This is a genomic window from Ruegeria sp. CDSC045 (assembly GCF_059610725.1).
The window spans coordinates 124,873-146,053 of the sequence record NZ_JBXWOE010000012.1 but is presented as its reverse complement, the minus strand read 5'-3'; the positions used below and the strand labels follow the sequence as shown (position 1 = coordinate 146,053).

Below are 21,181 nucleotides of genomic sequence, written 5' to 3'. Positions count from 1 at the left end.
CTTTTATCGCGCTCTCATCCGTTCTGGTGCAGAATTCTCCAAACCGGTCGATGATCGAATTCGCAGCTGGTGAAAAAAATCACGCTTTGACTGTCATCTGAAGCATTAGTCACTCGCTCAAAAGAGCCGAAAGCTGCTTCGCTCCCTTCTGAAGTATGCCCAGAAACGACATCAGACTGTTGACGTCATGACGTTGTGTCGGCGCGTGAACCGAAAGCGTGCCTACCAATCGGCCTTGTCCATCCTGAACGGGTACTGCTAGGGCAGTCATTCCGGTCATGAATTCCTCGTCATCGGTGGAATAACTATTCTCAGAGATACGTCGGATCTCCGATCGCAATGCCTTGGGATCGGTCAGCGAGCGTTCGGTTTGTGGTTGTAGATGTCCTGCCGAAAGAAACCCATCCAGCTTTCTTTGCCGTAGTGTGGACAGGTACATCTTGCCGCTGGCCGTGCAATGGAAGGGCACCTGTGTCCCGACCGGCAGTTGAATTCGCAGGGGCCACTTCGTTTCCACCCGGTCGAGATAGATCATGCCCTCGCGGTCTGGAATGGCGAGATTACATGTCTCGCCAACAGTTTCAGCCACACTGCGCAAGATCGCCAGTCGTGCAGTGCGCAAATGCTCGGACGACATGGTGTTGACCGATAGCAGTCGCAGCCGGTGTCCCGGGCCATATGATCTGCCATCGAGATCCCGCTGCAGAAACCCCTCGGCTTCTGCGGTTTGCAGCAGACGGTGAATTGTTGGCTTGGCCAGACCTAATGCCTCAATCAGATCCGATGGTTTTACGGAAACGCCACGCCGCGCCACCTCCTCGAGGATCAGCAGGAGGCGGAGGTTGGTCGGTATTTGAGTTTCTTTTTCTTGTGTTTCCGTCTCGGCCATCCTGCAACAGTCTAGTTATTTGGCAGCAGTATCAAGGCCAGATCGGGCACAAGCGACACTAAAATCCAAACCGAAAGAAGCGCCACCAGATAGGGTACCGTATACCGAAGCAACCGGAAATAGGGTACTCCTGTTACTCCTGAAGCCACATAGAGGTTCAGCCCATAAGGTGGTGTGATGAATCCAATGGACGCCCCCACAAGGAAGATCACCGAGAAATGGATTGGATCAATCCCAACCGAGGCCGCGATTGGCGCAAGAATTGGAGCGAGAATTATGGTTACCGGTAGGCTTTCCAGAACCATACCCGAGAAGAAGACAATCACCATCGACGTGAACAGAACCGCATAGTACCCACCCATCGAGGTTACAAAATCTCCAATGGTTTGTTGCGCGCCGAGCAATGACAAGATCTGTTGCATCACAACTGATATCGCGATCAGCGGCGCAAGGATGCCGGTGATCTGGGCCGAGCGGATGACGATCGAGGGGATCTCGGGGATCGTAAAGCCTTCGACCACGAACATTTCGGCGTAACTCTTCTCGGTTGGCGATATGTCGTTTCTGGCCCCCATAATCCGGTTGATCGGATAGCTGACCAAACCAGCGATCACACAGAAGCCAACCGTCACGCCCGCGGCTTCTGTCGGTGAAAATTTGCCTGTGTAGATGCCCCACAGCACCAGCCCAATGGCGAAAAATCCAAGCCAGGCGCCAAATGCCGTTTTCAGTACCCGGTTGAGCTGCAAAGGGATCAGATGGCCCCACCCGTTCATGCGGCAAATGATCCAGCACGCGAATTGCATACCAAAGACCATGAGCGCGCCCGGAAGAATGCCCGCCACGAACAACTCGGAAATAGGAAGGTTCATCAAGAAGCCATAGACGATGAAGATAATGGAAGGCGGGATAATGATCCCTACAGTACCCCCTGCCGCAGCGGTCGCCGCGCTGAACCGTTCGTCATAGCCACCTTTGACCATCTCGGGGTGCAGCATCGAACCAATTGTGGCTGTCGTCGCCGAGTTTGATCCCGAAATCGCCGCGAATAACCCGCAGGCACCAAGCGATGCCATCGCCAACCCACCACGTATCCAGCCCAGACAGGCATAGGCGAAATCGCTGAGCCTTCGGGCAATACCAGACTTGTTGATCAGGTCTCCGGTCAGGATAAAGAGCGGCATCGCGAGCAGGGCAAAGCCTTTGTTGAACACGTTCAACAGTTCGGCCCCCATATTGTCCAGCGTCAAGCCAAGGACGAATGAGCAGCCGATCACCCAATAGCCGATGACCAAAAACACCGGCACGCCCAGCATGAACAGAAAGGTAACCCCAAGTGAGATCAGTGTAACCAAAGTTCCGTCTGTCATCAGTCTGCTCCGATCACGGCCTGCTTGATCAGCGGCTCACCTGTTTTCCAGTTTTGCAGATCGTCGGTGAGGTTCTGAAACACACGCCCGATCATCAAAAAGAACGAAAGAGGCGCGGCCAGCAAAAACCACCACTGCATGATATTGTCCGTGCCGAGAACGATCTGAAAATTTGACGCCGATAACGCAACCAGTCGCGTGGTCGTCACGATGACGATCACGGCAAAGATGAACCACAGCACCGCATCAAGGATCAAACAGGCCAACTGCCCGCCTCGGGGCATTGCTGTGCGGAACTCATTGAAACTCAGATGCGTCCGCAGGCGAACATTGTACGTAGCCCCGAACCACGCCATCACCATAAACAACAAGGGAGGGATAGTGGTGGACCACGGTTCTTGATCGTTGAACACGAATCGGTCGATCACGCCCCAGAAAATGATCAACGCAATGGCGAGGTAAGAATATACCATCACCGACCGCTCCAGATGGCGCTCGATAAACGGCACTGTCCGATAGATCAGCATGATCACGAATCCGCCCATGGCTGAAACAACCGCGCCCAACACCCATGCGGCGTCCGATTCCAGCGCTGATTGAATCTCGAACGAATCCTGGCTGAGAAAGGCACTGAAGATCGCGCCTGTGTCTGCCCAAAACGACATGTACCCCGTCCTCCCAGTCGGTGTGTATTAGAACCGGCCCGCTTGGGGCCGGTTCGTCTTTTGTATCAGGCTTCGCCTTTCCACCAACGGCGCGGTTCTACGTTTTCCGGCAGGGTGTCTGCCGGAATCTCACGCGCGATGTCGTAGATTTCCTGATAGGTATCGATGCCACCGGCCCATTTGTTCAAACGCTCACGCCACTGCGCCCAAGGTTCGGGGTTGTAGTTCGGGGCGCACATCTCTTCGGCCAGTTTGATCTGATCATCTGGCAGGAATGCCGGACGTACTCCATTTTCGGCGAAGATAGTATCAGGCAGCTGCGGTTCCGAGAAACCGACGGTGTTCAGCAAAGCCGCCTCATTGGCACCTTGAATCAAAGCCTGCGTAAAGTAGGAAGACTCCATCACAGCATCCTGCAGCTCCCCGCCCAGACTGTCGAACACTTTGGCCGACATTGAGGTATGTTCAGTGCCGCAGAAGAATTTCAGGTTGACTGACTGCGACACCACTGGAGCCATGTTGGCATATGCGACGGCCGATGCCCACGTTTCAGCCCCGTCGATTAGACCAGTCTTCAACGCATCCAGAGTTTCTTCCCATGCAACCGGTACCGGATTCAGGTTCAACAGCTGCATCGCAATGCGTCCCAGCTGCGTACCCGTCACACGGTTCTTTGTACCGAACAGCTCTTCCAGTTTGGTGACGGTCGGCTTGTCGGCAAAGGTCGAACCCATTTGCAGGCCGCGCAATTCACAGTGGGTAAACAGGAACTTCAGGCCGTGCCGTTTCTCAAGCGGATCACGCAGAATGCGCTGGCTCGCCGGGCTGTAGAAGAAGTGATACTGCGCTGCCCGGCTAGGGAACATGTAAGCATAGTCCAGCACGTTGAGATACGGCGCGCCTCCAGCCGAGTTTTGGGTCGAGGCCGCGTAAATATCAACAATGCCCTGCTGGGTTTTTTCAACACAGCTCAGCTGGCCGCAGATCTGGTTGTCGCCAATGAACTCGATCCGAATTTCACCGTCCGTGCGCTCTTCCAGATCGCGTGCAAACTCGATCGCGCCGGCGCGTTCGATCAGCAGATTGCGGGTGTTAAAGCCCGATGCGCCGAATTTAAGCGTGTGCTTTGGCTCTTTCGAGAAGCGCTTTTCATAGGTTGATTCGGCTGCCTGCGCCAGATTCGCCAGGCTCATCGCGCCACCGAACCCGCCTGCCGCCAGCAGTGTCGAACTCATGCCATACCGCCCGGCCACACGAAAAAAATCTCGCCGGGAAATGCCACTTAGTTTCTTACCGATCTCCATTGCTTACCTCCCTGATCGCAATTAATGAGACGTTTTGTATCAAAAAATGCTAGTATATTTCTCGCATCTTGCATAGAGTTTTTTTCAGTCGCGTCGGGAGGAGACAGTTATGGAAGTCGATTATGCGGTAGTCGGAGCAGGATCTTCGGGCTGTGTCATTGCCAACCGTTTGAGTGCTGATCCCAATACGACCGTCGCATTGCTGGAGGCTGGCGGTCGCGACACCAACCCGTGGATTCACATTCCGGTCGGTTATTTTAAAACAATGCACAACCCGTCGGTTGACTGGTGCTATCGCACTGAACCCGATCCGGGGCTTAATGGACGATCCATAGACTGGCCACGAGGCAAGGTGCTGGGCGGCTCATCCTCGCTGAACGGGCTGCTTTATGTCCGCGGCCAGAAAGAAGACTACGATCGCTGGCGGCAAATGGGCAATGAGGGATGGGGGTGGGACGATGTCTTGCCCTTGTTTAAACGCTGCGAAGATCAAGAACGCGGTGAAGATGAGTTTCACGGCATTGGCGGGCCTTTGTCTGTTTCGAACATGCGCATTCAACGCCCCATCTGCGACGCCTGGGTTGCCGCGGCACAGGCCGCAGGCTACCCGTTCAACCCCGACTACAACGGTGCTGAACAAGAGGGCGTGGGGTATTTCCAACTGACCACCCGCAACGGCCGTCGCTGCAGCGCGGCTGTGGCTTATCTCAAACCCATTCGAAGTCGTCAGAATCTGAACATCATCACCAACGCATTTGTGACGCGCGTGGTTTTGGACGGGAAAAAGGCGACCGGGCTGGTTTACCGGGACAGGTCAGGGGTCGAGCAAACTCTGAAGGTTCGACGCGAGATTATCCTGTCTGGCGGCGCGATCAATTCGCCCCAGATCCTGATGTTGTCGGGGATTGGAGACCCGGACCACCTCAAAGAAAACGGAATCGAACCGCTTCACACCCTGTCTGGCGTCGGTAAGGGCTTGCAGGATCATTTACAGGCGCGCCTGGTGTTCAAGTGCAATGAACCAACACTGAATGATGAAGTCCGCAGCCTGTTCAATCAGGCGCGCATCGCTCTGAAATATGCACTGTTCCGTGCAGGGCCTATGACAATGGCGGCCAGCCTTGCCACCGGCTTCATGAAAACGCGCCCGGATGTAGAGACACCCGATATACAGTTTCATGTCCAACCCTGGTCCGCTGACAGCCCGGGCGAGGGCGTACACCCGTTCTCGGCCTTTACAATGTCGGTCTGCCAGCTGCGCCCGGAAAGCAGGGGGGAGTTGCGCCTGAACGGCCCCGATCCGTCCAAACATATCAAGATCATACCGAACTACTTGTCCACAGAAACAGATTGCAGGACCATAGTCGATGGCGTGAATATCGCGCGGCGAATTGCCAAGAAAAACCCTTTGGCCTCGAAGATTTCGGAAGAGTTTCGACCAACAGCAGATCTGAATTGCAACGACTATGACGCTACGCTGGATTGGGCCAGGTCGAATTCGACCTCAATCTACCACCCAACCGGCACCTGTGCGATGGGAAGCTCTGAGGCATCTGTTGTCGATCCTAAACTAAGGGTTCACGGGCTAGAAAATCTGCGCGTGGCCGATTGTTCAATCATGCCCGAAATCGTCAGTGGCAACACCAACGCACCGGCAATCATGATCGGGGAAAAGGCGAGCGATTTGATAATCGCGGATGCCTGACAGGCCCTCCATCTTGCCTGTGTGCGATGCAGAATGCCCAAAACACTCGCAACCGATGGATCGGTGTGCCAGTCGCGCAAGCTCAAGCTGTTCTGTTGATTATGTCTGATCGCAACTCGCACTTTGCCAACTCTTGTTTCATGACTGACCGTGATCTGGGAGGGCGACTCTTGGTCAACGATCTGTGCTGCATCCAGTTCAGATTCTGACGTCAAGCCAATCTCGCGAAACATGCATAAGCGGTCGCGGACACTACTTGCTTTTCCAATAGTTCAAATCGGAACGTCCACTTTCCTATTTTTGGCGTACAAGTACTTCACTTGCAGAGAGATATACACAGCTCTGGGTCGAGAGCCTGAGCCTGGCTAGGGGCACAGCGTCGGTGAACCCTATTGGCCGCTAAGTCCCGCAACCCGGTCATTCACCAGTCTTCACCCAACGTCCGCTTTCATCTAAACCGAGCAACCCCTTGCATCTAAATAAAGAAGCAACTGCAGGAGTTTGATCCATGAAGTACCTGTCTGCCCTCGGCGTTCTCGCCGGGGGTTTTCTTTTGCACCCACCGCCCAAGGCTGTCCTGACGACGATCCGGCATCGTTGCCATAACCGTCGCTGTGTGAACCCGCGTCATCTGACCATCGGTGACCGCCGTGATAACCTTGAGGATGAGCGTGACCGGCAGGCGAACGGGGTCGATTGGGATATGCTATAGACCTGTGGCTATGCAGAAATCTCGACTTCGGAACAGCTAACCCGCTCCTCCCGCAACGTGGGAGGGGCACCCCCGCAGAACCCGCTATGATTGTTAACGGGTGGTTCGGGTGGCTGGGGCATAAACGGGGCATTTCTCGGAGGGTTTAGCCCCAAGAGCCTGTTGTCGTTCTATGATCTGATGAACTGGCTGGGGTGGTAGGATTCGAACCTACGATACACAGTACCAAAAACTGCTGCCTTACCACTTGGCTACACCCCAACGGTGAGGCGCTATCTACGATTGTTGTTGGTAGGGTTCAAGAGCTTTCAGGCAAAAAATTAGGCCAGTTATAAAAAAAATTCAGAGCATCTTTCACGGGTCATGTTAGCTGCACCTCTTCCTGCCCGAAGGTGTTGAACATGGTTTGATGGCAACGGCTGTAAATTGGCCCTTCCGCCAATGAAGCATGACTCTGCGGACAGATGTTGAACGGCTGGGCCGGGCGAGGATTCGTCTGGCAGGCGGACAGGAAGCAGGTTTTCGATTGGTTTAACGAGGGCGAGTGGCAGTCGCGAATGTGGTCTTTCTGGCGCTGCACCCCTTTGTTGCGCCTCCTGCTTACGTAGGGCGGCCCAATGCCGAAGCAGATAACAAGAATAAGCAAGTTCGAGAGTGGCGGATCGGGAACTTCATTGCCGGTTGCTCTGAGATCAGCGCTACTCGCGAATCTCTGAGGGATCGACGCCCCAAAGGTTGGATTTCAGGGCCCAGCCACGATAGCCACCTGCAGAGATGCGACACCACTCGATCGTGCAGGTTCCAAGCCGCGCGACAACGCCGGTTTCAAACCGCGCACTGACCTGCGAGTTTGGGTCCGGGTTGGAATAGACCGGCAGCAAGTCGGATTCGATCAGTACTGTGCGCACGCCAGACAACAAGGCGTAATGGACCCAACCCCCTGCGCCATCGCGGTCCTGAACCTTTCTCCAGTTGCCATATTCCGCTGTCACCTGCAAAGGCATCCCACGCCGTTTGAACACCCAGTCGATTCGATGCGACAGGGATGGTCCTCTGCGCACGTTTCCCTCGGCCGCTTTCATGGAAACATACCGTGGCAAAGGCAGATTCGTGACTTGGCCACGCTTATCCTGTGCGCTGGCCACCAAGGGACCAAGCACAAGCATAATTACTGAAAAAAGCGCCAGAATCCGGCGATTTACTGGTAGGAGAACACTCACTGACAGTCTGCTCTTATGCCTGTTAATTTTGCTTCGAAAAAAGGTTGGATCAATGCCCAGGGGTTCTTGTGCCCCGCCTTATCCTGCGCCACGATGCCATGACGCGCGAAAGTTTGCAAAGCAGTGGGAGTACACAGGTGCCTAGAGAACGTCTGAGTGTTGTCGTTACGCGACGGTTGCCCGAGGCTGTTGAAACCCGATTGAGCGAGCTGTTCGATGTCCGGTTGCGTGCGGACGACGCACCCATGACCCGAGAAGAGCTTGTAGCGGCCGTACAAGAAGCGGATGTACTTGTACCAACGGTTACAGACTCGATTGATGGCGGATTGCTGGGGCGGGCGGGTGAAAGGCTGCGACTGATCGCCAACTATGGGGCAGGGGTTGACAATATCGATGTCGCAACCGCCCGTCAGCGCGGCATCCTTGTGTCGAATACGCCCGGAGTGCTGACCGACGATACTGCGGATATGACCATGGCGCTGATATTGGCCGTGACCCGCCGCATCCCCGAGGGGCTGTCCGTCATGCAAAAGGGGGACTGGCAAGGATGGTCACCCAACGCGTTGCTGGGTGGGCGGATCGGTGGGCGGCGTCTTGGCATTTTGGGGATGGGCCGGATTGGTCAGGCGGTTGCCCGTCGTGCCAGTGCCTTCGGAATGCAGATACATTACCACAACCGTCGTAGGTTGAGGCCGGAGACAGAGCAAGAGCTTGAGGCGACCTATTGGGAAAGCCTTGATCAGATGGTCGCACGGATGGATGTGATCTCGGTCAACTGCCCGTCTACGCCTTCGACTTTTCACCTGATGAATGCCCGGCGGCTAAAGCTGATGAAGCCCAGTGCAGTGCTCGTCAATACGTCACGTGGCGAAGTGGTCGATGAAAACGCGCTAACCCGCCAAATCCGGTCAGGCGATATCGCAGGTGCAGGTCTTGACGTTTACGAACACGGAACGAAGGTGAACCCTCGCCTACGGCAGTTGCCGAACGTTGTTCTGTTGCCGCATATGGGATCTGCCACGCTTGAGGGGCGGATCGAAATGGGCGAAAAAGTTATCATAAATATCAAGACATTCGAAGACGGCCACCGACCACCGGACCAGGTTGTTCCGTCCATGTTATAGTACGCGGCTTGGTGGCCGGACGATACAAAGTCAATTTTTCAGGAGGATACTATGAAACGAAGTCTGATTTCGGGATTGCTTTTGGCAACCATGACCTTTGCCGGGCCGTTGGCCTCTCAGGAAGCTGCGGATGCGGTTGCACCTGAGGGTGGTACTGACGGGCAGGTTCAAGGCCTGACCGCAGAAGTCATAGCCTCACTCGAAGCGAAATTGGCCGGTGAACCCGTGACGTCGCAGAACTGGATGGTGGCCGCGGCCAACCCTCTGGCGGTTGAGGCTGGGGCCAAGGTGCTGCGGGCAGGCGGTTCGGCGGCTGATGCGATGGTTGCCGTGCAGGTTGTACTTGGTTTGGTCGAGCCGCAATCCTCGGGCCTTGGTGGTGGTGCATTTCTGGTCTGGTATGATGCGGCCTCTGGCAAGTTGACAACACTGGACGGACGTGAAGCCGCCCCGCTTGAGGCCACCCATCGTCTGTTTCAGGACGAGAATGGCGAACCGCTGAAATTCTTTGATGCGGTTGTCGGGGGACTTTCCGTCGGCACACCCGGCACCCCGGCTTTGTTGGAAGAGGCGCATCGCCGCTGGGGCCGCAGCCCGTGGCCCGGCCTGTTTTCTGACGGCATTACGTTGGCTGATGAGGGTTTTTTGGTTTCCCCTCGATTGGCCAGCCTTGTTGAGAATGACGCGGAACGCCTGTCGCGATTTCCCGAGACAGCCGCGTATTTCCTGCCGGAAGGACAGCCGCTTGCACAGGGGCAGCGGTTGACGAACCCGGCCTATGCGGAAACGCTGCGCATCATGGCTGCGGAAGGATCGGCTGGATTCTACGGAGGAGAGATTGCCGCCGGGATCGTCAGCGCGGTTCGCAACGCGCCTGGGAATCCGGGCGTGCTGTCTGGTACAGATCTGGCGCTTTATCAGGTCATCGAACGTGACCCCGTCTGCGCCACCTACCGCGTTTATGAAGTCTGTGGAATGGGCCCGCCATCCTCAGGGGCGCTGACGGTCGGGCAGATTCTGGGCATGTTGAACGGCTATGATCTGGCAGCGTCAGGCCCCGAAGATATCAGATCCTGGCGGCTGATCGGGGATGCTTCGCGTTTGGCTTTTGCCGACCGTGGGCGCTATATGGCTGACCATGATTTTGTCCCGATGCCGACACAGGGGCTGGTCGATCCTGCCTATTTGTCCGAACGGGGCGCGTTGCTGAGCGGTGAGGCCGCATTGATCGACGCCGGTCCGGGGAATCCCGAATTTGACCATGCCTCGAACTGGGCGGATGATATCTCGCTGGAACTTCCGTCGACCTCGCATATTTCGATCGTGGACCAGTATGGCAATGTGCTGTCCATGACCACGACGATCGAAAACGGCTTTGGATCGCGGCTGATGACCAACGGGTTCTTGCTGAACAATGAGCTGACGGATTTCTCGTTCAAAACCCACAGTGATGGCGTTCCGATTGCCAACCGTCTGGAACCGGGCAAACGCCCGCGCTCATCCATGAGCCCGACCATTGTGATGCAGGACGGTGCACCGGTTCTGGCCATCGGATCGCCGGGCGGAAGCCGGATTATCGGTTATGTCGCCAAGTCGATCATCGCCTGGGCAGATTGGGATATGGATGTGCAACAGGCCTTGGCACTGCCGCATCTGGTCAATCGTTTCGGCACGTTCGACGTGGAACAGGGCACCGGGGCCGAAGGGCTTTCGGATGCGCTGACCGAACTTGGCTATGAGGTCAACGCGCGTGATCTGACATCAGGTCTTCATGCCATCGAGATCGGGGACATGCTGACAGGCGGTGCCGATCCGCGACGTGAGGGCATTGCGCTGGGCGAATAGTCTAGCGGCCAGTCAGAAAGGGAAAGCATGGTGCAGGCAAAGTCGCTTCGGCGAAACGAGGCGGGGATTGAAACGGTCGTCGGCATTCTGAAACAGCAATTCGGCGACCGTTTGCAAACGGGTCAGGCGATCCGCGAGCAGCACGGGCATACGACCACATGGATCGAAAACCAGCCCCCTGATGCGGTGGTGTTTCCGCATTCGACCCAGGAAGTCTCGGAAATCGTCAAGGCCTGCGCCACGCATAAGGTCCCTGTGATTGCCTTTGGCACCGGAACCTCACTGGAAGGGCATGTGAACGCGCCAGCCGGTGGCATTTCGGTCGATCTGTCTCAGATGAACAAGGTACTGGCCGTTCATTCCGATGATTTGGATTGTGTCGTGCAACCAGGTGTAACGCGAGAGGAGCTGAATACTCATCTGCGTGATCAGGGTCTGTTCTTTCCGATTGATCCCGGTGCGAACGCCTCGCTGGGCGGTATGGCGGCGACCCGTGCTTCGGGAACCAATGCGGTGCGCTATGGCACGATGAAGGACAATATCCTTAGCCTTGAGGCCGTGATGCCGGACGGGCAAATCATCCGAACCGGGCAGCGGGCCAGAAAGTCGTCGGCCGGGTATGACTTGACCCGCCTGATGGTGGGCGCAGAGGGCACGCTGGGCATCATCACAGAACTCACTCTGCGTCTGCAAGGCATCCCCGAAGCGATCACCTCGGCGCGTTGTGTGTTTCCTTCTGTCGACGCGGCATGTCAGGCTGTAATGATGACGATCCAGTACGGCGTTCCCGTGGCCCGGATCGAGTTGTTGGACGAGGTGTCGGTGAAGGCCGCAAACGCCTATTCGGGACTGACCTTACCGGAAACCCCGCTTTTGCTGTTGGAGTTTCATGGATCAACTGGTGGTGCGGTCGAGCAGGCTGAGACATTTGGTCAGATCGCCGAAGAGTTCGGCGGCACAGATTTCGCGGCCACTTCGACAACCGAAGAACGCAACAAACTCTGGCAGGCACGCCATGATATGTATTGGGCCAGCTTGCAGTTGCGCCCCGGTGCGCGGGGCATATCAACCGATGTTTGCGTACCGATCTCGCGACTGGCAGAATGCGTGACTGCGACCCGAAACAAGGCCAAGGAACTTGGGCTTTTGGCGCCGATTGTCGGGCATGTAGGGGACGGTAATTTTCACACCTTGCTGTTGATCGATATGGAAAACGCCGACGAAGTGGCCAAGGCGGACGGGTTTGTTGGGTGGTTGAATGACCTTGCGATCGAGATGGAGGGAACCTGTACCGGGGAACATGGGATCGGGCAAGGAAAGCGGTCATACCTGGCCAAGGAGCTAGGGGCAGCGCTGACCTTTATGGAGGCGGTGAAAAAGGCGCTTGATCCCGACAATATCATGAACCCGGGAAAAATATTTCCGGCTCGGGACGGGTAAAAACCGCGCGGATTATTCCGTATCTAGGCCACAAGGATGCCTCAATTTTCAAAGATTCTGCGCGAAATAAGCAGTGAATGAATATTGAGGTAATTTGATGGACGCGTTGCGGCTGATCGGGTTTGCGCTGATTGTTGGATTGGTTGTCGCCGGGCTGGATTACTACCAGCAGGATAAGAAACACGAAGGTACGCTGTCGGCAAACGGCTATGTGGAAACGCTCAAAACGCGGTTCGCCCTTTATCATGAAGAACTGGATGCCGAAGCGGCAGAACGCGACCGCCAGAAGCGTTGGCGCGCAGGGGGCAAGCCCTATATGCCGGTCCCGGATTCAGAGCTTTCGCGTCGGGCAATAATGGATAGTGACTTCACGCTCGATGCGCGTGAAGGGGGGGGCTTGAAATCAGTCAGCGAGGCAGCGCGCCCGCTTGCCAGTAAGGTGGCTGTTCAAAAAGCTGAAATACAGGCAAAAAAACTGGATAAGGCAAGCTGGGTTTATGAAAAGGCTGGTCACACTTACTGGATTGAGATCAAACTGCGGCAGGAGGCTTCCGCGGATTCACTTGCGGGCAATATCGCAAGATCGATCGACTCGATGGATTTCGGCGCCAGCAACTATGCTCCGTTCGGTGTGATCGGGGGCGTTGCCTATTTTCAGTTCGTCGAAGCTGAGTACAGCCCGATCCATCTCGATGTCCGTAAAGTCTGGTCGATGATCACTGCCAAAGTGACGGATCTGACTCAGCCGGTTGGGTTCCAGATCTATACGGGCACCCTGGGTCTGGGTGAGGAAATACGTGTTGAGATGTACACGGATGCCCCGGAGCAGGATGTGCGCATATTCCTCAGCCAGCTTGACTATGATGGGATGAACGCGTTGCTTAGCCGGCCGGTGCCTGGTGTAGGAAACGAGGCGGTTACCGACCCAGATGGCGGCATTGAGCGCGCCTTGCAAATGGCCGAAGTCCGGGCCGAGTTCACCCGGCTGCGCAGCGAGATTGCTCAGTTGCGGATCGAAAACATCAACGGGTTGGCCTTGCTTGCCAATACAATGGCGGCACAACACGGGTTGCCATCTGATACTTTCGATCTGACGGCAAACAATATCCAATCCCCGGATGATTTGATCCAGATCGGGTATCGCAAAGGGTTGGCTGGCCTGGAAATTGAAAACGCAGATGCGGATGGTTCTGGTGGCAGTGTTTTTGGGCGACTTTTCGGGAAGCTAACGGGTGGGTCGGAAGAAAAAGAGGTCGAACCGAAAAGCTCGAGCGGTTTGTTCGGCGGCCTGAAGTCGTTTTTTAAAGGTTCAGAAACTGCCGATGTTTCTGGGAAACGTGTGAACGAAGCATCCGAGATTCGTGTGAACAAGGGTGGAGCAGGGTCTTCGGGCAAATGCGCCTTCAAAGATGCACGCAAGACCTGCTCGCTGTCTGGCGGCTGAGAAAGTTCAAAACTTTTAGGAAAAACGACCCCCGGATGTCTGAGGGTCGTTTTTTTTATATCACTGGTCGGATGAATGTCGCGCGGTGGGCGCTGATTGCGCCATATGGTGGCAACAGATTCCAAGGGGAGACACCCGGCTATGAAAACCCAAGTCAAAGCACTGGTCGTTGGCGGCGGCGCCGTCGGCACTTCGATTGCCTATCATCTGGCCAAGGCAGGCTGGGACGATGTCATGCTGATCGAGCGGGATGAACTGACATCAGGCTCAACCTGGCATGCGGCGGGTTTGCTGCCGCTGTTCAACATGTCCTATGCTACCACGCATATCCACAAATACTCGGTCGATTTCTACAAGCAGCTTGAAGATGAGACCGGCCTGAACGCGGGTTTCGCCGTGGTTGGCAACCTGCGCATGGCGCAGACCCAGGAGCGCATGGACGAATACATGCTGTACGCGTCCACCGCCGAAACCTGTGACGTTGCCTATGAATGGCTGACTCCGGACCAGATCAAGGAACGCTGGCCGCTGATCGAGACCTCGGACCTGAAGGGCGCGATATATCACACCGAGGACGGCTATATTAACCCAGCAGACGTGACACAGGCGATGGCCAAGGGTGCGCGTCAACGCGGTGTTGAGATCGTTCGCAAGCTGCAGGCCGATGCCTTCCATTGGAATGGCACTCATTGGGAAGTCACCTGCACCAAAATGGTCGAGAAGGGCGGTAACCTCATTCCGTCGGATGAGCAGGTGGTTATCACCGCCGAGCATGTCGTGACCGCATCGGGCAACCACGCACAGCGGACCGCGAAAATGCTGGGCATCAAGATGCCCGCGATCCCGGTCGAACACACCTTCATAGTCATGGACAAAGACCCTGAGCTGGTCAAATGGCGTGAAGCGGGCAACCCCGAACACCCTGTTGTCCGCGATGCCGACAACGAATCCTACGCACGCGAGGAACGCGGCGGCTGGATTTTGGGGATCTATGAACATGGTGCGCCGGCGCAGTTCGAACACGGCGTGCCGGACAGCTTCCGTGCTGATCTGTTCCCGCTCGATCTGGACCGGATTGCGGATCAGTACATGGCGATGGCCGAACGTGTGCCGTCCTGTGCTGAATCCGGTCTGAAAGACGATTTCAACGGCCCGATCTGCTACACCCCCGACGGTAACCCGCTGGTTGGACCCGCGCCGGGTCTGCGCAATATGTGGCTGGCCGAGGGCTTCAGCTTTGGTATCACCGCTGCGGGTGGCACCGGTTATTATCTGGCCCAGATGATGGTCGATGGAGAAGCCGAGATCGACATGGCCTCGCTGGACCCCAAACGCTATAGCAGCAACTGGATGACCACCGAGTTCGCGGCGCGCAAGAACGAAGAGTGCTATGAGCACGTCTACATCCTGCACCACCCCGACGAAGAACGCGCTGCCTGCCGCCCACTACGGACAGCCCCGGCTTATGATCGCCAAAAGGCCCGCGGCGCACAGTTTGGCTGGGTTAACGGCTGGGAGCGCCCGAACTACTTCGGTCCGCTGGATGCACCCGAAAACTTCGACCATGATGCCCGCTCGTTCCGCCGCGGTGGCTGGTGGCAGCATGCCGTTGACGAAGCAAAGGCGATCCGCGAAGGCGTTGGCCTGATCGACGCATCGGCCTTCACAAAGCATGTCGTCAAAGGCCCCGGAGCGACCCAGTTCCTGGATTGGTTCACCTGCAACAAGCTGCCCAAGGTCGGTCGCATCAACCTGACCTACGCGTTGACCTCGCACGGTACCACCCGCACCGAATACACCATCGTCCGCAACGGCGAGAACAACTACTATATCGTCTCTGCCGGGGCATGGACCGAGTACGACGCCGACTTCCTGCGCAAGGCGGCCGAGGACAAGATGGAGGAGTTCGGCTATATCGAGATCCAGGACGTGACCACTCAGTGGGGTGTCTTTGCCATCGCCGGACCCAAATCGCGGGACGTTCTGAAAGAGATCATCAAGGACGCCGATCCGGAAACCGCGCTGTCCAACAAGCGCTTCCCATGGCTGTCGGCCCGTCAGATCGAACTGGGCATGTGCCCGGTCAACTCGATCCGTGTGGCCTATACCGGTGAGCTGGGTTGGGAACTGCACCACCCGATTGAAATGCAGAACTACCTGTTCGACCTGCTGGAAAAAGCGGGTGAGAAGCATGGCATGAAGCTGGTCGGCGCACGCGCACAGAACTGGCTGCGTCAGGAGAAATCCTATCGCGCCTTCGGCACCGAACTGGGCCGCGACGCGACCCCGCTGGAAGCCGACCTGCCGCGCTTTGTTGACCTGTCCAAGGACTTCTATGGCAAGGCCAAGCTGGAAGAGACTGGCGTGCGCGTGAAATGCTGCACCCTGCTGATCGACGGACCGGAGGATGCCGATCCGTGGGGCCGTGAAGTGTTGTATACGCCGGAAGGTGAACGCGTCGGTCGTCTGACTTCGGGTGGCTATTCAGTAGCCTTCGAGAAATCCATCGGCATGGGCTATGTGAAGCCCGATCTGGCGGTGGAAGGCACCAAGCTGAAGGTCAAGCTTCAGGACAAATTGTGGGATGCGGTCGTCACCTGCGACAGCCCCTATGATCCGAAAAACGAGGTCATCCGCAAGGACGGCTGATCTGGATAAGAACGGCGGCACCTTTTTGGTGCCGCCTTCAAATGCCCGCGGCACGCGGGCTTTTTTCATGCACTCAGCTCGTCGAAGCAGTCCAGCGCCTTAGAGGCGTACATCATCGACGGCCCGCCCCCCATCTGAACCGCCATGGACAGAACGTCCGAAACCTCGTCACGTGACGCGCCGGCTTTGATCAAAGCTTCGGTGTGCAGCATGATACAGGGTTCGCATCGGTCCGCTATGGATATGCCAAGAGCGATGAATTCTTTGGTCTTGTAGTCCAGCGTTCCGCCTTGCTTGACCGCCGCGCCAAGCGCACCGAAGGCGCGGGCGGTATCAGGGATTGCGCCGTTCAAATTGCGAAGACCTTTTCGCGTGTCGTTGATCTTTTCCTGCCAGGGCATGCTACATTCCATTTAACATCGTGTGTTTGGAATATGTTTAGTTGGCCTCGGTCGGGCTTTGATCTGGATCAGGTGTCAGATTTTTCCACGATGAAGGCCAGGTTATTTGCAGGCATCTCCGCGACTTCCAGGATTTTCAGGTCGTGATTGGCCAAAAGCTCAGAAACGTCTCCGTCGTTTTTATATCCGATTTCAGCATCCTGCTGGACCAGAGCTGCATGAAATCGTTGATCCCCCGCGCTGGTCAGGCGATTGTTGCGCATGAAGGGACCATAGAGGATCAACCGGCCATTCGCGTTCAGTGCTTGAGCTGCCTCGCCGACAAGCGTTTCCACTTCGGCCCAGCTGATCAGGTGCAAGAGATTGATCAGAACGATCAGATCCCTGCCGCCAAACGGCTGATGCCAACCCTCGATGGTTGCATCCAGAGCGACTGCTTTAGACACATTCGGCAGGCCCGCGGTGTAGGCATTGATGCTGGCCTGCCGTTCGGATTCAACCTCACTGGGTTGCCAATGCATGCTGGGGCGGCATTCGGCAAAGGCTGCGATGTGCTGACCGGTGCCACTTGCCAGTTCCAGCGCTTGTCCGGTCAAAGGGGCGAACCGGTCCAGAAGATCGCACAAAGCCCCGACGTTACGGCTGGCTGCCGGAGCGACCAACTGACCGTTCTCTCCTACAGTCGCGACGCTGGCGTTGGAGGGTAACGGGCGCTTGTTCATCTGTGCAACCTGTCTGGTCTCAGAGAGGCGATGGTCGCCGTGTCCAGACTTGATTGGTTGCCGACTGTCAGATCCGCTACCAGTTGGGATGCGGCAGGGGCCGTCTGAAACCCGTAACCGCCCTGACCGGCAGACCAGATAAATGTAGGATCGGTCGGATCGGGCCCCAAAACCAGGCTGCCATCCGGTGCGAAACTGCGCAAGCCCGCCCAGTTGGTTTCGACCCGTGTCACAGGCTCGGTGACCATTGCCTCGTACCGGGCCAAGCCCTCGGCCAGAACCATGTCATCGGCAAATGCATCATGGGCGGCGGTCGGATCGGCATCGGCAGGTGAGACCAGCAATTTGCCCGCGTCGGGTTTAGCATACCAGCTTTCGCCCGCACCCAACATCATGGGCCAGGCGCGCAAGTCATGCCCGCCGGGGGCCGGGATACGGGCCATTGAGCGGCGGCGCGGCTGGATACCAATCGGCGCGATACCGGCCATCGCCGCGATTTCGTCAACCCAGGCGCCGGCTGCATTGACGATGTGTCGTGCCTCAAAGCTCTCGGTGGCCTCGACGATCCAGTGCCTATGTTTGCGAATTGCCGTGACGCTTTGCCGGGTCAGAACGGATCCACCATTCCCACGGATCGTCCGGGCGAAATCCTGCATCATGCGGTCGGTATCTATATCTTGTTCACTGTCGCTGTGCGCCGCGAACCCGACGGTTTCGGGGTTCAGGATCGGGATAAGGGATTGTGCCGCGTCAAAGGAAATCTGTCGGCCGCCAAGTTGATCGGCATCCCGGTGAAACACATCGTGTTGGTCTTTCCCGCCGATCAGAACCCAGCCGCGTGGCGACAGATAGTCATTCGTCTCAAAATGCGCTGCGCTGGCAAGGTTGAGGGCAATAACAGCAGGCGGACCATAGGCGGGTGCAAACATAGCCGCGGACCGGCCTGATGCGTGATAGCCCAGCGCCTCTTCGCCTTCGAGCACGGTGACCTGGCCGCGCTCTGACAACCGCGCGCCCGCGCTAAGCCCGGCAATACCGCCGCCGATAATCAGGAAATCTATCATGTCGCCCCTTTGCTGGCCGCAGTCGTGATTTTCTGACGTCGAATGCGCCCTGCACGACCGTAGAATTCTAATTGAGACTTTAAGCAGGGTTGAATTTGCGCATCAACCCATCCAAAGAAGTGGAAAGCATTTAGAGGAGGGCAGGGTGAGCACAGCAGATTTACACCCATTGGCCACGGGGCACATTCCGTCTTACGTGACCCAGGCGGATGGCAGCGATTTTCTTTTGACGGTCATGTTCATTTTCACGGTTGTGGTGATCATCCTGATCGGCGTTGGCTATTTCACCCTGCATTCGATCCCCGAAAAGCTCGCGCATGAATCCAACCACCCGCAGTTTCAGCTTGTGGGAATTCTTGCGCTGCTGGCTTTGTTCACTCATAACGGATTGTTCTGGATTGCAGCCATTCTGGTCGCCGGATTCCAGTTTCCCGACATAGGTGCGCCCTTGCGTGCCATTGCCGATGCGATCCGATCTTTGGCGCCGCAACCGCCTGCTGATCCCGATCCCGTTCCATCCCCCGAACCCGTCGCGCAGCAGGAGCAATAGGACATGCTTGAAACACTGATGTGCGCGCTGGTTACAGTGCTGCCTGATTATCTGTTCCGCCGCTTTGTGCAGGGAAAACGTATCGGGCACGAGATCACATTATTCACCATGTGGTACGAGCTGCGCTGGGGTCTGACAACCTGTGCCATTATGGCGCTGACCGTGATCACCACTCTGTTCTATTTTCACCCGGCCAGCAAAACTGCGGCCTCGTATTTCCGCACGGTGACGATCCTGCCGCAACTGGGTGGGCGAGTGTCCGAGGTCTATGTCTCCAACAACCAACAGGTCGTTGCTGGGCAGCCAATCTTCCGGATCGAGGACTTTACTCAGACTGCAATGGTTGAGGCAGCGCATGCGCAGATCGCGCAAGTTCAGGCGTCACTGAAAGTCGCGGAGACCGATCTGGCCGAGGCCGCGGCCGGGATCGCGGGCGCAAAAGCGGCGCTGGATCAGGCGCTAGAGGACTTGCAACGCAATACGACCCTGCGGGACGAAGGGTCAAGCGCCGTCCGCCTGGCCGAGATTGACCGGCTGGAAAACCTTGTCGCCGAACGAGAGGCCAAGCTGGTTGCGGCTGAATCGCAACGCGCTGCCGTCGTACAGCAAATCGAAGAGCTGATCCCGGCCCAACTGGCCAGCGCCAATGCGAACCTGGATGCTGCTTTGACCGAGCTGGACAAGACCGTGATCAACGCGGGTGTGACGGGGAGGATCGAACAGTTCGGCTTGCAGGTTGGCGATTACGTCAGTCCTCTGCTACGTCCAGCAGGTATTCTTGTGCCGTCAAATTCCGGGCATGACCGCTTTCAGGCTGCGTTCAATCAGATGTCGGCGCAGGTTATCAAACCCGGCATGGTCGGAGAGCTGGGCTGCATGACCAAGCCGTTCACGGTTATTCCGGTTGTGGTGGTCGAAGTTCAGGATGTGATCCCATCGGGACAAATTCGCCCGTCAGACGAGCTTAGAGACGTGCAGTCCAACAAGGTGCCGGGCTCGATCCTGGTTTATTTTGAACCGCTTTATAAGGGCATGGCGGATGATATCCCGCCCGGCAGCAACTGTCTGGCGAATGTCTACACCGATAACCACGAGCGGCTGGAGCATGAAGATTTGGGCTTTTGGCAATCTGCTTTCCTGCATGTCGTCGACACGATCGGCGTGGTTCATGCGGCGGGTCTGCGCCTGCGTTTGATCCTGATGCCGGTGAACACACTGGTTCTGACTGGGCATTAACGGCTCTTACGTAGATCAGAATTTGCCATTGTCATTCTTCCACTCGCTACGGGGCGCTATGGTTTCCATAGTGCCCCACTGCTCGACGATCACTCCGTCTGCGACCCGAAACAGATCATAAAAGCTGGTATGTTTTCCGTGACTGGCACCTTCGCTCATGCACAGGACGAAATTCCCTTCTGCCAGCACACGATGGACGCGGTGATACCGAACGATAAACTCCGCGTCTGATCTAGCTTCAAGCACCATGCGATAGGCGTCGATGCCGTCAACGCCATCGGGATCGTGTTGTATCAGGTTCGCATCAACAAACGCCTTCATCCGCTCGGTTTGCCGGTCTATCAGGACAGTTTGCGAGAAGTTGCCGACCAATTCCCGGTTCTGTTCGGTTCTGTCAATATCCGTGATTTCAGTTGGCCCATCAAGCATGCCGCGTCCCGAAGCGTTTGGGCCGCGCAGGGGCTGAATGTTATCCCAGTGCTCAACAGCTTTGCTGTCTTCAAACCGAAAGACCTCGAACGCGGCCTTAACTTCGGCAAAATCATATTCGTTATGGGCAAAAGCGAATTCGCCATCTTCAAAAACGCGAATAAATTTAACCTTGGGATTTGTTTTCGACAGGCGGGCGAACAACGTGGCCAGCCCCTCGCTGCCTTCATGGGTCTGGGGATTGTGCTGGATGTATTTTTCTTCGTTGACGACGGCTGCGGCCTCGGCATCCCCGGTTTCGATACCTTTCAACAGTTTCTGCAGCAATTCGCGTTTTGAATTCATCTGGTCCTCGTTGATCGGTAGAGCCGCGGATCAATGTGCTTGGCGCTGGTTTCGGGCTATCGAAGAT

Annotated in this window: 18 protein-coding genes and 1 tRNA gene; 9 read left to right on the top strand and 10 right to left on the bottom strand. The window is 56.5% G+C overall.

Annotation, left to right across the window (positions count from 1 at the left end):
* Positions 1-109: 109 nt before the first annotated feature.
* The 4 genes from AC2FH6_RS18535 to AC2FH6_RS18520 form a co-directional block, all read right to left on the bottom strand.
* The gene (locus tag AC2FH6_RS18535) at positions 110-889 is read right to left on the bottom strand and encodes an IclR family transcriptional regulator (protein WP_496678596.1); all 780 of its coding nucleotides are present in this window, start codon (positions 887-889) and stop codon (positions 110-112) included.
* Positions 890-900: 11 nt separating this feature from the next.
* On the bottom strand, positions 901-2,259 hold the full coding sequence (locus AC2FH6_RS18530; protein ID WP_496701159.1) for a TRAP transporter large permease: 1,359 nt from the start codon (positions 2,257-2,259) through the stop codon (positions 901-903).
* The gene (locus tag AC2FH6_RS18525; protein WP_496689853.1) at positions 2,259-2,924 is read right to left on the bottom strand and encodes a TRAP transporter small permease; all 666 of its coding nucleotides are present in this window, start codon (positions 2,922-2,924) and stop codon (positions 2,259-2,261) included. Before AC2FH6_RS18525 ends, AC2FH6_RS18530 begins: the two co-directional genes overlap by 1 nt.
* A gap of 65 nt (positions 2,925-2,989) precedes the next feature.
* Positions 2,990-4,228, bottom strand: a complete 1,239-nt coding sequence (locus AC2FH6_RS18520; RefSeq protein WP_142638251.1) for a TRAP transporter substrate-binding protein — start codon at positions 4,226-4,228, stop codon at positions 2,990-2,992.
* 109 nt (positions 4,229-4,337) lie between these two features.
* Between AC2FH6_RS18520 and AC2FH6_RS18515 the strand changes: the two genes are divergently transcribed.
* Both AC2FH6_RS18515 and AC2FH6_RS18510 read left to right on the top strand, forming a co-directional pair.
* On the top strand, positions 4,338-5,933 hold the full coding sequence (locus AC2FH6_RS18515; protein WP_496703860.1) for a GMC family oxidoreductase: 1,596 nt from the start codon (positions 4,338-4,340) through the stop codon (positions 5,931-5,933).
* A gap of 508 nt (positions 5,934-6,441) precedes the next feature.
* A complete protein-coding gene (locus AC2FH6_RS18510) occupies positions 6,442-6,645 on the top strand; it encodes a hypothetical protein (protein ID WP_496692260.1) in 204 nt (67 codons plus the stop codon).
* 186 nt (positions 6,646-6,831) lie between these two features.
* On the opposite strand, the gene AC2FH6_RS18505 is transcribed toward AC2FH6_RS18510, so the two are convergent.
* Positions 6,832-6,906, bottom strand: a tRNA-Gln gene (locus AC2FH6_RS18505).
* Between the two features lie 437 nt (positions 6,907-7,343).
* Entirely contained in the window at positions 7,344-7,811 is a 468-nt protein-coding gene (locus AC2FH6_RS18500; RefSeq protein WP_282022367.1) for an SH3 domain-containing protein, read from the bottom strand.
* Between the two features lie 191 nt (positions 7,812-8,002).
* On the opposite strand from AC2FH6_RS18500, the gene AC2FH6_RS18495 reads away from it, so the two are divergent.
* The 5 genes from AC2FH6_RS18495 to AC2FH6_RS18475 all read left to right on the top strand — a co-directional run bounded on the left by AC2FH6_RS18495 (position 8,003) and on the right by AC2FH6_RS18475 (position 16,367).
* Entirely contained in the window at positions 8,003-8,989 is a 987-nt protein-coding gene (locus AC2FH6_RS18495; protein ID WP_281973630.1) for a 2-hydroxyacid dehydrogenase, read from the top strand.
* Positions 8,990-9,040: 51 nt separating this feature from the next.
* Positions 9,041-10,834 carry a gamma-glutamyltransferase gene (gene ggt, locus AC2FH6_RS18490; RefSeq protein WP_496703859.1) on the top strand — a complete coding sequence of 598 codons (1,794 nt, stop codon included), beginning with the start codon at positions 9,041-9,043 and terminating at the stop codon, positions 10,832-10,834.
* Between the two features lie 27 nt (positions 10,835-10,861).
* A complete protein-coding gene (locus AC2FH6_RS18485; protein ID WP_496701153.1) occupies positions 10,862-12,274 on the top strand; it encodes an FAD-binding oxidoreductase in 1,413 nt (470 codons plus the stop codon).
* A gap of 97 nt (positions 12,275-12,371) precedes the next feature.
* Positions 12,372-13,718 (top strand): hypothetical protein, encoded by a 1,347-nt coding sequence (locus tag AC2FH6_RS18480; RefSeq protein WP_496703858.1) that lies wholly within the window; start codon positions 12,372-12,374, stop codon positions 13,716-13,718.
* Positions 13,719-13,859: 141 nt separating this feature from the next.
* On the top strand, positions 13,860-16,367 hold the full coding sequence (locus AC2FH6_RS18475; RefSeq protein ID WP_496703857.1) for a GcvT family protein: 2,508 nt from the start codon (positions 13,860-13,862) through the stop codon (positions 16,365-16,367).
* 65 nt (positions 16,368-16,432) lie between these two features.
* Here the strand turns inward: AC2FH6_RS18475 and AC2FH6_RS18470 are convergent, their stop codons facing one another.
* The 3 genes from AC2FH6_RS18470 to AC2FH6_RS18460 form a co-directional block, all read right to left on the bottom strand.
* Positions 16,433-16,768: a carboxymuconolactone decarboxylase family protein gene (locus AC2FH6_RS18470; RefSeq protein WP_142638962.1), complete on the bottom strand. Its 336-nt coding sequence runs from the start codon at positions 16,766-16,768 to the stop codon at positions 16,433-16,435.
* Between the two features lie 68 nt (positions 16,769-16,836).
* Positions 16,837-17,490: a DUF938 domain-containing protein gene (locus AC2FH6_RS18465; protein WP_496703856.1), complete on the bottom strand. Its 654-nt coding sequence runs from the start codon at positions 17,488-17,490 to the stop codon at positions 16,837-16,839.
* The gene (locus tag AC2FH6_RS18460) at positions 17,487-18,554 is read right to left on the bottom strand and encodes an NAD(P)/FAD-dependent oxidoreductase (RefSeq protein WP_281973636.1); all 1,068 of its coding nucleotides are present in this window, start codon (positions 18,552-18,554) and stop codon (positions 17,487-17,489) included. Before AC2FH6_RS18460 ends, AC2FH6_RS18465 begins: the two co-directional genes overlap by 4 nt.
* Before the next feature lie 145 nt (positions 18,555-18,699).
* Between AC2FH6_RS18460 and AC2FH6_RS18455 the strand changes: the two genes are divergently transcribed.
* The gene (locus tag AC2FH6_RS18455; protein WP_142638956.1) at positions 18,700-19,104 is read left to right on the top strand and encodes a hypothetical protein; all 405 of its coding nucleotides are present in this window, start codon (positions 18,700-18,702) and stop codon (positions 19,102-19,104) included.
* Positions 19,105-19,107: 3 nt separating this feature from the next.
* The gene (locus AC2FH6_RS18450; protein WP_496703855.1) at positions 19,108-20,340 is read left to right on the top strand and encodes an HlyD family secretion protein; all 1,233 of its coding nucleotides are present in this window, start codon (positions 19,108-19,110) and stop codon (positions 20,338-20,340) included.
* Between the two features lie 15 nt (positions 20,341-20,355).
* Here the strand turns inward: AC2FH6_RS18450 and AC2FH6_RS18445 are convergent, their stop codons facing one another.
* The gene (locus AC2FH6_RS18445) at positions 20,356-21,114 is read right to left on the bottom strand and encodes a nuclear transport factor 2 family protein (protein WP_496703854.1); all 759 of its coding nucleotides are present in this window, start codon (positions 21,112-21,114) and stop codon (positions 20,356-20,358) included.
* Between the last annotated feature and the right edge of the window lie 67 nt (positions 21,115-21,181).